Source organism: Sphingobacterium sp. HSC-15S19 (assembly GCF_050433745.1).
Classification (GTDB): domain Bacteria; phylum Bacteroidota; class Bacteroidia; order Sphingobacteriales; family Sphingobacteriaceae; genus Sphingobacterium; species Sphingobacterium siyangense.
In genome coordinates this window covers 81,494-97,221 of sequence record NZ_JBNPWQ010000008.1, presented here as the reverse complement: position 1 = coordinate 97,221, position 15,728 = coordinate 81,494, and the positions used below count along the sequence as shown (strand labels likewise).

The window sequence follows — 15,728 nt, the reverse complement described above, 5'->3', positions numbered from 1 at the left end:
GCCACTATTTTCCTCCAAATTTATATAAAACTCCCAGTGTAAACAATGGGTACCCTGCTTTTAAATAGGTATTACTTTTAAAACCGAATACCATACCGTTCGTATATTGCAACTTCCATCCTTTCCCTAACCCCATTCTTGTATAAAATACAGGTTCAATAAGCATATTATCTTCTTTCTCTGCCGGAAGACCATCAATAGCAAAATTTTTCATACGCATATTGCTCAGCCGGATGATGGTACCGTAATCGATATCATGCCGGTTGCCGAACAATTTCAGGGCATCCTTTTTCTCCGATGAAAAGTTCACCTGCACAAACACCTTGTCAAAATCCATGTCCTTCGTTTCTACAACGGCTTGTCCCATTGTCGACGAACGCTTATCAACCACGCTGGTATTACCCAGTCCATAGCCCCCGTAAACCTCAAATACACGATTATTTTTTCTACCAAAGCGTGTAAAATAACCTATCCCCGCTTCACCCATCTTTTGTGCGTAGTCTTTGATATTGGATCTATTATCGACATATGAACCATTGGCAATGACAGCCACATGATCAGTTACAGCTACCCCCAGGTTGGCCGATACATTGGCCTTTGTATTGATATTGCCGGAAACATAGACCTCGCCAGCTTCTGTAAACATCGGCGCTGAAGGCACATTAGGCATGTAAATCGAACTACAGGAATAAAATGAACAGGCAAATAACCCGGCACACAAACCATATCCAAACTTGTTGTATTTCATATGTAAGTATTTATTCAATCGTGCTTGCATCCAGTGATATTTACGAATGCTACGCCTATTGTCTTAAAAACACCTATCCCTTATAAAAATTGTACCAAAGCGGTTACATTTAACAGAAAATAACAATTTAAACAGCCCAAAAAGCTTAAAAAGCTCAGTACCAAGCCCGATAAATTCAGCATACCAGGTAGCAATTCCGCAGAGCAGCCCGCTATCCTGCTCCAGCATCACCCGATAGCAGACACATCGGAACAGTAGCTAAAAGTATAAACAACAAAAAAAGGCATCAATTTCTTGATGCCTTTCCAATATTGTTGCAAAACCTTATGCTTGTTCTGTAGGAACTACAGATACATAAGATTTATTGTTAGCTTTTTTACGGAAAACTACTTTACCGTCTACTAAAGCGAACAATGTGTGGTCTTTACCAATACCAACGTTTGTGTCAGGATTGTGTTGTGTACCGCGTTGGCGTACGATGATGTTACCAGCGATTGCTTGTTGACCACCGAAGATTTTGATACCTAAACGCTTGCTATGTGACTCACGGCCGTTCTTAGAACTACCCGCACCTTTTTTGTGTGCCATTTCTTTATCTTAATTTAAGACTATTTGTCTGATTAAAAATTCAATTATAACGTAATACCAGTGATCTGGATTTTAGAAAATTGTTGACGGTGACCGTTTTTCTTTTTGTAGCCTTTACGACGTTTTTTCTTGAAAACGATAACTTTATCGCCTTTTAAATGAGACAAAATTTTAGCCGAAACTTTTGCACCAGCAACGCTAGGTGTACCAATGGTAAATTTACCACCGTCTTCTGCTAACAATACATTGTCAAATTCAATACTAGCGCCTTCATCTCCTTGTAAACGGTGTACAAAAAGGAACTGGTCTTTTGCAACCTTAAATTGCTGTCCTGCTATATTTACTATTGCGTACATTGTTAATTAATTAAATGTGTTATTAAATGAAGGGCAAAAGTAATCAGTTTTTATCATAATTCAAAGACAAATTTACTTTTTCGTTTCCAATTAAACGTTATGAGTTGAACAGCATTGTCTTAATCCGTATCGGGACAATGCTGTTCACCCCTGTTTTCGCTTACCAAACCAAAATTCTCTTCTCTGGTGCTACATACATTTTTGCCGTAGGCTGTACATTAAATGCTTTATAGAAGGCCTCCATATTGTATACGGGACCATTTACCCGAAATTGTTCGGGGCTATGTGGATCAACTTTTAAACGTAACCGCATGCGCTCATCGCTGCTCTTTACGCGCCACACTTGCGCAAAACTCAAGAAGAAACGTTGATCTGGTGTAAAACCATCAATTTTATCCTGTCCCTGCCCTTGCTTGGTTAATTTGAAAGCATCATAAGCAATATTCAAACCGCCGATATCTGCCAGATTTTCACCTAAAGTAAGCTCACCGTTTACATGTTGATTGTCCAACAGTGTAAAGCCACCATATAACTTCGCTACCTGATTGGCGCGTTCCGTAAACTGTTTCGCATCCACTGCCGTCCACCAATCGTTCAAGTTACCATCTTTATCATATTGACGCCCCTGGTCATCAAAACCATGTGTCATCTCGTGTCCGATAACGGCACCGATAGCGCCATAATTGATCGCATCGTCCGCATTGGCATCAAAGAATGGGAACTGCAAGATGCCGGCCGGGAATACAATTTCATTATACGGTGGATTGTAATAGGCATTCACCGTAGGTGTCGTCATCAGCCATTCGGCCTTGTCAACCGGTTTGCCGATTTTACCTGCCATTTCTTTATAGGCATGCTTTGCAGCAGACTGTAAATTGGCATAGTAGGTATCTTTGGCAACCTCCACATCACTGTAATCTTTCCACTTCTCCGGGTAACCGATTTTTTTGGTAAATGCTTCCAATTTTTCAATCGCTTTCTTTTTGGTTTCAGGTGTCATCCAGTCCAATTTCTCGATACGGCTCTTATAGACTTTTTGCAAATTATCGACCAATTCGAGCATTCGTTTTTTTGCTTCGGGTTTAAAATACTCATCCACATACAACTTTCCGACAATCTCGCCAAGGTTCTCGTCGGCCGAGCTCACCATCAGCTTCCAACGTTCCTTCTCCTGCTTCTGTCCATTTAGGGTTTTTCCGAATAATTCAAACTTTGCATCCCTGAAACCTTTGCTCAGTGCCGTCGCAGAAGCATTCGCTAAATCTGCTTTTAGTTTTGTTTTCCAACTAGCTAAGGACTGTGATTTCAACAAATTATTCAGAGCAAGATAAAATTTGGGTTGCTGTACCAAAATGGTATCGGTCTTCACATCCAAACGTTGCAAAATATCTTTCCAATTGAGGTTTGGTGTTTGTTTTTGAAATTCCTGTACCGCAAATTTATGGTAGTTTTTGATGGGATCCCGCAATTCCACCGGTGTAGCATGCGATTTGGCTATTTCTGTTTCCAAGCGCAGCACTTCCTCAGCCGACTTTTGCGCATTTGCCCCTTCGCCGATCAGTCCGAATAATTTTACCAGATACGCAACATAGGCCTCCCGGATTTTCTTCGCTTTGTCATCCTGATCCAAGTAATAACTTGCTTCAGGCAGGTTAAGTCCCCCCTGGAAAAATTGCAATGCATTTTTAGTGCTGATCCGGTCATCTGCTGCTACATAAAATGTAAAAAGATCACCATCACCCTCTTTAAATCCATCCGCAGCATAAGCGATCAATTCATCCATACTTTTCAACCCATTGATTTTTTGAATAGCCCCTTCGATCGGTTTCGCGCCCAATTTATCAATCGTCACCGTATCCATACCACTCGCATAGAAATCGCCGGCCTTTTGCTGATCGGAACCTTTTTTGTTGTCAGACTTCGCCGCACCCTCCAAAATAGATTTCAGGTTTGCCAGGTTTTCATCAGCAAGAATATAAAATGAACCCCAGCCAGTTTCAGAAGCCGGGATCTGGGTATTTTTCATCCAGCTTCCATTCGCATATTGGAAGAAATTATCTCCTGGATTCACTGTGGTATCCATGCCTGAGACATCAAAAAAATTTGTGCGGACCTCCTGAGCAGTATCGCTTTTCTTATTTGACTGACATGACATCATCATTAAGACCATGGATAGCGTCCCCCATTTGACTTTTTGTATCATATTTTAAGAGATTAAAAGAGTATTTAAATTTACTTCAAAAGTTTCACTTCATACAAATCCTTCCGTCTATCCTTCTTGACTTTAACGGTACCGTACTCATGCAGGTCTCGTAGGGCATAAAGATCAACGTCGGCAATAAGCACCATCTCAGCATTCGGTGTCGCCTCAGCTTTAATGGCATTATTGGGAAAAGCAAAGTCCGAAGGGGTAAAAACAGCGGACTGCGAATATTGTATATCCATATTATTCACACGCGGCAAATTGCCCACGGAGCCTGCAATGGCCACATAACATTCATTTTCTATCGCCCTAGCCTGCGCACAGGTACGCACCCGGATGTATCCGTTTTGAGTATCCGTCATAAAGGGCACAAATAGGATCTGCATCCCCTGATCGGCCAAAATACGGCTCAGTTCAGGAAACTCTACATCGTAACAGATCAACAGCCCCACTTTACCACAATCGGTGTCAAACACCTTCACCTCACTTCCGCCCACCATACCATAATATTTAAATTCATTTGGTGTGATATGAATTTTTTTAAACTCATCCAGCTTACCGTTGCGATGGCAGAGGTAGGAAACATTATAGAGTTTTTTGTTTTCCACCAAAGGCATCGACCCGGCAATGATATTCACATTGTAGGAAACGGCAAACTGTTGAATGCGATCGATAATCTCCGAGGTATGCTGCGCAAGCCTCTCCATTGCCAGGCGCTCGGGAAGATCATTATACGGACTCATCAACGGCGTATTAAAGAATTCCGGAAACATGATAAAATCGGTTCCATAATCACTCACCGTATCCACAAAGAATTCTATCTGATCGTAAAATGCCTCAAGATTATCAAATAAACGCATCTGCCATTGCACCAGTCCCAAGCGGATTGTCTGCTTAGTCGTCGAAATAGACCTTGTCTCGGGCTCATAATAAATATTATTCCATTCCAACAGGGTAGCGAACTCCATCGATTCAGCATCCTCAGGCAGATAGTGCTTAAGTATTTTTTTGACATGAAAATCATTCGATAGCTGAAAGGTCAGCGTCGGATCATAGATCTCCTTACGTTTGACTTTCTCGATATAAACCCGCGGACTCATTTTATCCGCATAGTTATGGTAATTGGGAATACGCCCCCCGGCAACAATACATTTGAGGTTCATCTGTTCACACAGCTCCTTACGTGCATCATAGAGACGGCGTCCAAGACGTAAGGCCCGATGTGCCGGATGAACAAACACTTCTATTCCGTACAGTGTATCTCCATCATCACTATGTTTGGTAAACTTACCGTCATCGATAATATCATAATAACTATCGTAAATATTATTCTTCTTTGAATTCAGGATAATCGACAAGGCACAAGCGACCACATGTCCATCAATCTCCACACATAGCTGCCCTTCAGGAAATAACTCTATCAAATCCTGAATATTTTCCTTTGACCAGGTCTCACCAACACCATCATATGCCTGTTCCATCGATTTTTTCAAATCAACATAATCCTTCTTTGTCAAGTTCCGCACTTGAATATCCATATAAATCTCCTTTTTGAAATTAGTTATTTAAATTTAGTAAAAGTAAAGGCCAAGTCCAAAACTAGCAATAGGCAACAAGCGAACACCAGATGGCATATAATTTCGTATTTTAGACAGTGCTTACTCAGTGATTGTTCAGTGCTCGTTCAGTGCTTGCTCAGTGTACACTGAATATGCACTGACTTATTACTGTCTAAACATTGATTAAAAAATGTTAATAATTACTACCTAGTATGCAGATGTTTCAATTTTAATATAGATCTTGATGATCCAATATCTTAACAGGCAGTTAGGATCATCGTCTTTTTCATACATAAACCGAATCGGAGCATCGGAAAGACTTACTAAAAATAAAGCCAAAAAAAAGCGCCAATGTTCAATTGGCGCTTCTGATATCTCAATGATAGCTGCTCTCAACTATGCTTGACCTTGTGGCGTTCCAAAAGGGAATGCAACTGTAGGATCGCCACCTTGTTGAGGTTGTTCAGCAACACCTAAGTCCATTTTAATTGGGCCATTTAATGCTTCGAAACGGTTCACGTTATCAACCAATGCACCTAACAAGCGTTTTGCATGCTCTGGAGTCAAAACGATTCTTGATTTCACTTTTGCTTTTGGCACTCCTGGCATCACACGGATAAAGTCAACCACAAATTCAGTATTAGAGTGAGTGATAATCGCAAGATTTGAGTAGGTTCCTTCTGCTACTTCTTCTGTCAACTCAATGCTCAATTCGTTTTGATTTTGGTTATTTTCCATAATAATTCTAATGATAAGTTAATATATTCTTAAATTCTACTTTGTAAATGTTCTAAAGTCTTGTCCGTTCTCGATATTCAATAATGTCTCGTAGATCAATCTGATCACGTTGTCAACATCTTCTTTATGTACCATCTCCACTGTTGTGTGCATATAACGGAGCGGTAAGGAAATCAATGCCGACGGTACACCACCATTGCTATAGGCAAATGCATCCGTATCAGTTCCTGTAAAACGAGAGGAAGCCTGACGCTGGAAAGGAATATTATTCTTTTCAGCAACCTTCACCAACAGTTTATTCAGATTGATCTGAACCGCTGGAGCATAAGACAATACAGGGCCTTTTCCTGAAAACAGATCTCCCTGCGTGATCTTATTGATCATCGGAGTTTGTGTATCATGTGTCACATCGGTTACGATAGCGACATTCGGTTTGATACGATCTGCAATCATTTCGGCGCCACGTAAACCAATCTCTTCCTGCACCGAATTTACGATATATAATCCAAATGGCAATTTCTTTTTATTCTCTTTTAGCAAACGAGCAACCTCAGCGATCATAAAACCACCGGCACGATTGTCCATAGCCCGCCCAACATAATAACGGTCGTTGAGGATAGAGAATGTATCTTCGTAGGTAATAACACACCCCACATGTATACCCAGGGCTTCAACCTCTTCTTTGGTACTACAGCCGCAGTCCAAAAAGATATTTTTCAGCGAAGGATTTTCTTCTTTCTCTCCCGAACGTGTATGAATTGCCGGCCAGCCGAATACAGCTTTGACAATACCCTTTTCCGTATGGATATTCACGCGCTTAGACGGTGCAATCTGGTGATCCGAACCACCGTTACGAATCACATAGATCAGTCCATCTTTGGTAATGTAATTGACAAACCAAGAAATCTCATCCGCATGAGCCTCTATAACGACCTTGTACTCCGCTTTTGGATTGATTACCCCTACAGCTGTACCGTAGTTGTCAACGAATGTATCATCGACATAAGGCTTCAAATAATCCAACCACAGTCGCTGTCCTTCCCACTCAAATCCTGTAGGAGAAGCATTATTGATATATTTTTCAAAAAATGAAAGCGAATCTTTAGTCACAACCGCGTTGTGCTTCGGCTCTTTTTTCTTGTTTTTTTCTGCCATCTTTTCCTTTTCTATTTACTTTCGTCAAAATATGAAAATTTCAATGAAATGCAAAAGTAAAAATGTTTTTTGAAATATTGTTTGCGCAATTTATTTTAGATCATAGCCCTTTATTTTAGTAAAAAGGATCAGCAAAAGACAATATTTCATTCACGATGAATCAATTAAGTTCGCAGCCCAATGATATTATATTTAAAAACAAATTGTAGGAATAAAAAATGAGATTAAAGCTTATCTTTACTCCAAAGTAATTTAAACAGCTATAAAATTTATGAATTCAATATTAAGTGCAATACATTGGAATATTGACCCTGAAATGTTCAACTTTGGCGCCTTTGCCCTTCGCTATTATGCCTTATGCTGGTTATTAGCGTTTTTTGTTTCATACGTGATCATGTTGCGTATATTCAAAAAGGAAGGCCGCACACAAGAACAGCTGGATCAGCTTTCAATTTATATTTTCCTGGGCACTTTGATCGGAGCTCGATTAGGACACTGCCTATTTTACGATTTTGACTATTACAAAGATCATATACTTGAAATCTTCCTTCCATTTAAATGGGATAAAACAGGATTTCATATCACCGGCTTTGCAGGTTTGGCTTCTCACGGTGGCGCCATCGGAATTATCCTCGCATTATATTTATTCTGCAGAAAAACAAAAACCGACTTTCTATGGCTAGCGGACCGATTGGTTGTCGTAGTCCCTATTGCCGGTGCACTTATCCGTATCGGAAATTTCTTCAATTCTGAAATAATTGGTACGCCTACAGATTTACCTTGGGCTATCGTGTTTGAACGTGTCGACAATGTACCGCGCCACCCGGGACAGCTTTATGAAGCAATCGCCTATATTTTGATCTTTATTATCATCGGTTCCCTATTCAAATCGAATCCCAATCGCCAAAAAGGTCAATTATTTGGCATATTCCTAGTCTTATTATTTGGTGCACGTATGGTGTTGGAACATTTTAAAATTGATCAGGAAGCCTTCGAGCAAAGTATGGCTTTAAACATGGGCCAATTACTGAGTATACCTTTTATCCTGGTGGGTTTCTACTTTATCTTCCGGAAAACCAAAGCTTAAAACAGGGCGCAATATATCCTTGTTTGCAAATACAAGATTTAACAGGCATCTTTTCTAGAAAAGATGCCTGGTTTTTTTTCCCAATACCTACAAAGATTACTATATTAGGCTTCAATAAATAATATATCCTTTTACAACAAGAAACTTAAGCCTAAAATGAGTCTAACACAAGCAGCATCTGTCGAAGCAAACGAAAAGATGCTTCAATACAATGGCCAATATGGAGCGTACGGCGGATCTTATATCCCCCCGGTACTGGAAGAGCAATTAAATAAACTGGCTTCTTTTTTCGATAGCCATGTCCAAAAAGAAGAATTTCAGAAAGAGTTTATTGCAATCTTAAAACATTATGTCGGTCGTCCCTCACCCTTATACTACGCCAAGAACTTAAGCGAGTATATTGGCTCCAAAATCTATTTAAAGCGGGAAGATCTCAACCATACGGGTTCCCATAAGATAAACAACTGTATCGGTCAAATTCTTCTGGCCAAACAGATGGGAGCAACAGAGATCATTGCCGAAACTGGCGCCGGTCAACACGGTGTTGCAACAGCAACAGCGGCAGCATTGTTAAACATACCATGTAAAGTATTTATGGGCGAAATCGACGCTGCACGCCAGGCGCTGAACGTCAAACGCATGGAATTGTTAGGCGCCGAAGTTGTAACGACCAACTTAGGTAGCCGTACATTGAAGGATGCCGTCGATGCGGCCTTGATGTATTACGTTGAAAATCCAACATCCTATTATCTACTGGGATCGCATGTCGGCCCGCACCCCTATCCAAAAATGGTCGGCTATTTTCAAAGCGTTATCGGTAAGGAAGCACGCCAGCAGATACTTGATCAGGAAGGGCGCCTTCCAGACAGCATCTTCGCCTGTGTAGGTGGTGGCTCAAATGCTATTGGCTTATTTTCGGGTTTTCTCGATGATCATGACGTCGAGATTCATGGTGGCGAAGGCGGTGGAACCGGAACTTATCCAAAAACAGCTGCGACACTTTCTTTTGGCAAACCAACCGTATTCCAGGGAACCTTTTCGTACTGTTTGGTCGATGATGAGGGCAATCCGATCCCGTCAACCTCGGTGTCTGCGGGCCTTGACTACCCGGGGATATCGCCACAACATGCCCAGCTAAAAGATAGCAATCGTGCAAACTATCACCCCGTGACAGATGCAGAGGCTATCGATGCCTACAAGTTACTTTCCCGACTGGAAGGTATTATTCCGGCCATTGAATCATCACATGCTGTTGCCCTTGCGGTGAAATTGCTAAAAGACAAAAACAAAGTCGCTATTGTGAACCTCTCGGGACGTGGCGACAAAGATGTTGACCGCGAATTCTAGAAGGCAGCATCAAAATACATGAGTAGGCCGAGTGCAGGGCCCTAGGTTAGGCACTCGGTCTAAACGTTTTATCCATTAGCTAACAATCTCCAAGATGAAGCGACCAAGAAATCGTCGAATAGTTTTAAAAACAGTAATCAGCCTCGTCATCTTACTTTGCCTGGGCCTGATAGGCTATAATCTTTATCCAGAACCAACGTTGGATCAGCATGCCAAAGTAGACAAGCTTATCGTCTATAAATCAAAAAGAACACTATTGGCCTATAGTAAGGGAAAGCTCCTAAAATCTTACCGTATTTCATTGGGCGGCCAACCTGTGGGCGCCAAAGAATTTGAAGGCGATTTAAAAACACCCGAAGGGCTTTACACGATCAACGATAAAAATCAATATAGCAGCTATCACAAAAACCTGGGGGTCTCCTACCCAAATGAACAGGATATTGCCCACGCCAAAAGTTTAGGAAAAGAGGCCGGTGGCGACATCAAGATCCACGGACTTCGAAACGGACTAGGCTTTATTGGTAAATTGCAGCGCCACATGGACTGGACTTTCGGTTGTATGGCACTTACAAATGCAGAGATTGACGAACTTTTTGATGCTGTTCCCATAGGTGCAGCTATTGAAATAAAACCCTAACTGGAATAAAGACTTAACTAAAACAACTCTTGGCTGGAACACACCCCTAACGACCTGAAGGCTAAAGCGCCGAATGGCCCGTCCATTACGCTCATCCGCTGGCCGCTTAGCCGTTCCCCCTATTTTACCCTATACCTCGTTTTCAAAATACTACAAGATAAACCCTAAATATTACAACCCCATGTCTAATAAATTATCGATTTTTGAGTTTACATTAGTAACTTGTATTTAAAATAATTCCGATGGAATATCCAATGTGATAAACACAAATACCGATGACCACATCACAGCATGCACGGCATCCAAGAATTAAATACACCTGCACAAAATCAACAGGATATTCCATAGGACCTCTAAAAGACAACATGCGAAGCATTCATAAATACCATTGGATGCAGACTTAAATCAGTAATAATTTAGATATGAAACTTGCAATAAAGAATATGGTATGCAATAGATGCATTATGGTTGTTGAAAATGAATTGGCTAAGCTCAATCTCCATGTTAAGCATATTTCTTTGGGCCAGGTTGAGATTGAAGAAGAGCTGACCAAAGCAGAGAGCAAGCAACTCGCTTCAAATTTTTCGGCACTTGGTTTTGAATTGATTGACGATAAAAGAACTGTCATCATCGAACAGGTAAAACATGTCGTATTGGATCTTATCCGTAATCAACATAACGACACCACCCTTAATCTTTCCGAAATCATCAGCACGAAAGTGCACCATGATTACAACTACATCTCCAATCTTTTTTCGGATGTTGAAGGCATAACCATCGAAAAATACTTCATCGGCCAGAAAATTGAATATGTCAAAGAGTTATTGGTTTACGATGAACTTACCTTGAGTGAAATTGCCTATAAACTCAATTACTCCAGTGTTGCTTATTTAAGCAATCAATTCAAAAAAGTAACCGGATTGACGCCAAGCCACTTTAAGCAGATCAAAGACAATAAACGCAAACCACTTGATAAGATCAACGACTAGGGATCTGCGATGTGCGCTTCACAGCGCAGGAAGAAATCAAAGTTTGACCGCTTCTAGCTATCGCAGAAAAAGAATATACAAAACCACTTTGGGGACATTACCAACTGTCAAGACCGTTAATACGTGGTTCACAAAAAAAGAAAAGGCTTCCGAGCGGAAGCCTTTCTTTTAAAATTGCCCTTTCAAATTAGCAACCCTTATCTTAAATATCTCTAATTCTTTTTGTTGTTGATTGATAAAAGAATTTTCCTCCAGTTTTCCTACCACAATATCACGCTCTTCATCATTGGCATAAACCATGTTTTTGAACTGATTTTTGTAGTCTTTGGCACGGGATTTATAAATCTGTTCACCAATCCAGATCCGGTGTCCAAGCGCCTGATCCAACAAAGATACAATTTTATCTGTTGATAAAACCATACCTTCCAAATTTAAGATTTCTATTAAAGACAAGAGTGCATGTTCACGTTTATCTAAGGGGTATGCTTTACTTTTATCGTGATAGAATTCATGAATACCATCCCATGAATCTATTTTTTTTGATTTGACGTCATCTAGGAAAGTTTGCAGGGCATTGCTTTCGATCAGCTGTCCACCTATATTTTCCCAGCTCGTACGCGATCTACCCGATAAGGCTTCAATAATATCCTGCAGTGACAGGCCTTCCTCGAGCGCATCCATCAGGTGCAGTACACCATAGTATTTAATAAACGAACGATATAAATGATAAGCCTCGCCAACCTTCTGAATAACAGTCGGTCTTCGTGAATTTTCGGCTCCTTGCAGCACAATTGTCTGATCTTTTAGGTCCATGTTGTTGGCAAGCAGTGCCCGGCCCGCAACAATACGTTCGTGCTTATCCTTCCCAACTGCAGTGTGGAGACTATCTGCCACGGCCAAGGCCAGCATATCCATCCCTTCAAACATTTCATTCACCGTATCCGGTGCCAACATATCGTATTCAAAATATTGGTTTTTAAAATGTCGATTGTCCCGCGCCGCATACTTATTGGCATTCCGTACCAAAGCATACATATTGTACATAAACCAATACCCCGGAATCAAGACCAGTTGATCATGTTGTACGTCATTGCTCACTAAGGTAAAAGGCAACTTGATATCCAGTTCATGCAGAAAATCCCCTTTTACAATAAGGCAATACGATGCAAACCTGGAGTTGTGTTTTAGGCTCACACAGAGTCCAGGCCAAAAACCACGTCCCGCAATAATTTCACCGTCCGCAGCTCTGGAGTTGTGATTAGATCCTACGGTTGCTCCAGCAGCCATATTACTTTGGCCCATCACCAATGCCGCACATAAAAACGAGTTGTTATGGTGCTGTTCATGTGCTGGAAAAATCAAGGAATTTAATACTTCACAACAGGAAATTGTCGAGTTGTCTCCCAAATAAGAGTTGATCAGGCGCGCGCCATATTTCAACTGCGAATAGGAAGCCAGGATAAAACGTACAGCTTTAACGCCGTAAAATATACGACAGCCATAGCCAATAATTCCATTAACAAGCTCACAACCCTCACCGATCTGTGTATACGATTCCTGTGAGGAATTGACGGTTACATTTTTCAGCTTACTGACCCCTTTAATATAAGCATCAGTTCCGATTTTGACATTCTTGATCGTTAACGTATTTTTGATGACGCAACGGTCGCCAATCTGGCTGTAATAACCCCGTTGACTTCCAAATTTCTGATCAGTCAGTTCTCCAAATCGCTGCTGTAAAGCATGATCATGTCGATTGCGGGTCCAAAGGTATACATCTGCAGCCTGCATACCGTCAAAAGGGTAAACCGAACGGGCACCATTTTCGTTGCAGAGTTCCAGCTCGATCCGTTTTTCTGACTCTTCACCATCACGGAGAATACCATTACCGAATTTGGCTGTACTACCGGTCTCCATTTCCTTGATCTGGCTCAACAGCACTTCATTACCAACAATAAAGTAGGACAAGTAGCCCACATGATGGACAGCAACATCGTCGCCAAAGTCCGAACTGATGATCGTCGAATGATACAGGCCAATGGGCAACTGCAAATTGCGGTAATCCAGGTAACTCGGACTCAAATTGCCAATACGGACCAGACCATAGAATTTACAGTGCTGAACCTGATTCGGATCAAAGACTGCCGATACTTTGACCTTGGACCAGTCGCCGGACCAGTTTCCATTGTTAATCAAGTGTTTAACCTCTGTTTCCGTCAGATCACGGTAGTCATTACGCGGGTTTTGCTGAAAGCGCAGGGTATATTCGTCTTGTCCTGTTGGAATAAACTCATCTGGGATAAATCCATATCCCAGCTGTTCCAAAGGTTTCTTCTTCAATACACTCATCGGCCTCCTTACTCTACAGTTACCGACTTCGCCAGGTTACGTGGTTTGTCCACATCCAAGCCTAGCTCTACACCAATATAATACGATAGCAGTTGCAATGGTACAACCGAAATCAATGGAGCAATGATCTCATCGGCCTCCGGAATTTCCATAAAATCATCCGATAGATTTTCTGAAACAGCATCGCCTTTGGTAACCACCGATATAATCTTTCCTTTACGCGCTTTGATCTCCTGAATATTTGAAACAATCTTCTCGTGATAAGCATCTTTTGTAGCGATAAAAACAACCGGCAAGTTCTCGTCAACCAATGCGATAGGTCCATGTTTCATTTCTGCTGCAGGATAACCTTCGGCATGGATATAGGAAATTTCCTTGAGTTTAAGCGCACCTTCCAGGGCAACGGGAAAATTATACCCCCTACCCAAGAAAAGAAAATCTCGGGCATCTTTATACTTTTTCGCAATGGCTTTGATTTTATCAACCTGCGTATCCAAAATCCACTCGACCTTTTCAGGCACCTCATTTAATTCCTGTGCAAGTTTTTGATAACGTTCTTCGCTGATCGAGCCTCTCAAAGAAGCAATCTTTAAGGCAATCAGGTTCAATACAGTCAATTGCGCCGTAAATGCTTTTGTACTCGCCACACCGATTTCAGGTCCAGCATGTGTATAGGCACCTGCATCCGAAAGTCGTGCGATAGAAGAGCCAACAACATTGACAACACCCAATATGATAGCGCCTTGTTTTTTCGCATTTTCCAATGCAACCAATGTATCAGCCGTTTCACCACTTTGGGAAATCGCCAAGATAACATCCCCCGGATGAATAACCGGATTACGGTAGCGGAATTCCGATGCATATTCAACTTCAACATTAATACGGCATAATTCCTCAATAACATATTCTGCAATAAGTCCGGCATGCCAGCTCGTACCACAGGCAACAATCACAATGCGATTGGTATTGCTGATCTCATTCGCAAATTTTTCAATGCCACTCAATGTAATCTGATGGGATTGCAGATCCAGACGTCCACGCATAGAGTCAAAGATCGTTTGCGGTTGCTCGAAGATCTCTTTCAACATAAAGTGATCAAAGCCACCTTTTTCAATAGCCGACAACTCCAGATCCAATTTTTGGACATAAGGCGTGATGCGCTCATTACCCAGATTTTTAAGGATCAACTCCTCCGGAGTGATAATGGCCAGTTCGTAGTCATTGATATAAACGACTTCTTTGGTGTATGCTAGCATCGGGGAAGCATCTGAACCCAAAAAATGTTCATTTTTACCGATACCAATCACCAAAGGACTTCCTTTACGCGCTGCAATAATACGATCCGGATGGCCAGCCTCCAATACAAGGATCACATAGGCCCCTACGACCCGTTTCAAAGCAATACGAATCGCTTCTTCTAAAGAGCATTCATTCTGCAATTGGATCTCTTCGATAAAGTTGACCAGAACCTCTGTATCGGTATCACTTTTAAATGTATAACCTTTATTGATTAATTCTGATTTTAAGGAAGCATAGTTTTCAATGATGCCATTATGAATCATCGCAATATGCCCGCTATTGGAATAATGCGGATGTGCATTCCGATCAGAAGGCTCACCATGGGTAGCCCAACGGGTGTGGCCTATCCCTGTGGTCGACTGTAGATCTTTGTCGTATACAAACTCCTCCAAGTTTGCGACTTTACCTGTTTTTTTGTAAACATCGATCTGCTCACCTTTATGCAATGCCACTCCAGCACTGTCATAACCACGGTATTCTAACTTTTGTAATCCGTCAATGACGATACCATACGCCTGACGATAACCTGTGTATCCTACAATTCCACACATGTATGTCTCAATTTTAAGTGTATATTTTGTTAATGCGCCGCAATGTAATAAAAAATATCTACGCAATCGATTGATTAACCTAGAATTAACACAAAAAAGGCGGCTAATGTTTTATTAGTCGC

Annotated in this window: 13 protein-coding genes; 4 read left to right on the top strand and 9 right to left on the bottom strand. The window is 41.3% G+C overall.

Features of this window, described 5'->3' with window-relative positions; genetic code table 11:
• Positions 1–4: 4 nt before the first annotated feature.
• The 7 genes from L1283_RS08340 to L1283_RS08310 form a co-directional block, all read right to left on the bottom strand.
• Positions 5–748: a hypothetical protein gene (locus tag L1283_RS08340; RefSeq protein ID WP_145326899.1), complete on the bottom strand. Its 744-nt coding sequence runs from the start codon at positions 746–748 to the stop codon at positions 5–7.
• Positions 749–1,072: 324 nt separating this feature from the next.
• The gene (gene rpmA / locus L1283_RS08335; protein ID WP_046672918.1) at positions 1,073–1,336 is read right to left on the bottom strand and encodes a 50S ribosomal protein L27; all 264 of its coding nucleotides are present in this window, start codon (positions 1,334–1,336) and stop codon (positions 1,073–1,075) included.
• Positions 1,337–1,380: 44 nt separating this feature from the next.
• Positions 1,381–1,692 carry a 50S ribosomal protein L21 gene (rplU, locus tag L1283_RS08330; RefSeq protein ID WP_028068281.1) on the bottom strand — a complete coding sequence of 104 codons (312 nt, stop codon included), beginning with the start codon at positions 1,690–1,692 and terminating at the stop codon, positions 1,381–1,383.
• Between the two features lie 160 nt (positions 1,693–1,852).
• Positions 1,853–3,895: a M13 family metallopeptidase gene (locus L1283_RS08325; protein WP_145326900.1), complete on the bottom strand. Its 2,043-nt coding sequence runs from the start codon at positions 3,893–3,895 to the stop codon at positions 1,853–1,855.
• A 29-nt stretch (positions 3,896–3,924) separates the two neighbouring features.
• The gene (locus L1283_RS08320; RefSeq protein WP_145326901.1) at positions 3,925–5,433 is read right to left on the bottom strand and encodes a carbon-nitrogen hydrolase family protein; all 1,509 of its coding nucleotides are present in this window, start codon (positions 5,431–5,433) and stop codon (positions 3,925–3,927) included.
• A gap of 417 nt (positions 5,434–5,850) precedes the next feature.
• Positions 5,851–6,192 (bottom strand): DUF3467 domain-containing protein, encoded by a 342-nt coding sequence (locus L1283_RS08315; protein ID WP_046672455.1) that lies wholly within the window; start codon positions 6,190–6,192, stop codon positions 5,851–5,853.
• 36 nt (positions 6,193–6,228) lie between these two features.
• Positions 6,229–7,347, bottom strand: coding sequence for a M42 family metallopeptidase (locus L1283_RS08310; protein WP_088161775.1), 1,119 nt, complete (start codon positions 7,345–7,347; stop codon positions 6,229–6,231).
• A gap of 271 nt (positions 7,348–7,618) precedes the next feature.
• Here L1283_RS08310 and lgt point away from each other — a divergent pair, with 271 nt between their 5' ends.
• The 4 genes from lgt (at position 7,619) to L1283_RS08290 (ending at position 11,407) form a co-directional block, all read left to right on the top strand.
• The gene (gene lgt, locus L1283_RS08305) at positions 7,619–8,434 is read left to right on the top strand and encodes a prolipoprotein diacylglyceryl transferase (protein WP_075992897.1); all 816 of its coding nucleotides are present in this window, start codon (positions 7,619–7,621) and stop codon (positions 8,432–8,434) included.
• A 156-nt stretch (positions 8,435–8,590) separates the two neighbouring features.
• Positions 8,591–9,781 (top strand): tryptophan synthase subunit beta, encoded by a 1,191-nt coding sequence (trpB, locus tag L1283_RS08300; protein ID WP_244294290.1) that lies wholly within the window; start codon positions 8,591–8,593, stop codon positions 9,779–9,781.
• A gap of 94 nt (positions 9,782–9,875) precedes the next feature.
• Complete coding sequence (locus L1283_RS08295) at positions 9,876–10,418, top strand: L,D-transpeptidase family protein (protein ID WP_286733225.1); 543 nt, start codon at positions 9,876–9,878, stop codon at positions 10,416–10,418.
• Between the two features lie 422 nt (positions 10,419–10,840).
• Positions 10,841–11,407, top strand: coding sequence for a helix-turn-helix domain-containing protein (locus tag L1283_RS08290; RefSeq protein WP_120334066.1), 567 nt, complete (start codon positions 10,841–10,843; stop codon positions 11,405–11,407).
• A 168-nt stretch (positions 11,408–11,575) separates the two neighbouring features.
• Here the strand turns inward: L1283_RS08290 and L1283_RS08285 are convergent, their stop codons facing one another.
• Positions 11,576–13,756, bottom strand: coding sequence for a DUF4954 family protein (locus L1283_RS08285; protein WP_286851313.1), 2,181 nt, complete (start codon positions 13,754–13,756; stop codon positions 11,576–11,578).
• Between the two features lie 8 nt (positions 13,757–13,764).
• The gene (glmS, locus tag L1283_RS08280; protein ID WP_159332959.1) at positions 13,765–15,606 is read right to left on the bottom strand and encodes a glutamine--fructose-6-phosphate transaminase (isomerizing); all 1,842 of its coding nucleotides are present in this window, start codon (positions 15,604–15,606) and stop codon (positions 13,765–13,767) included.
• Positions 15,607–15,728 lie beyond the last annotated feature (122 nt).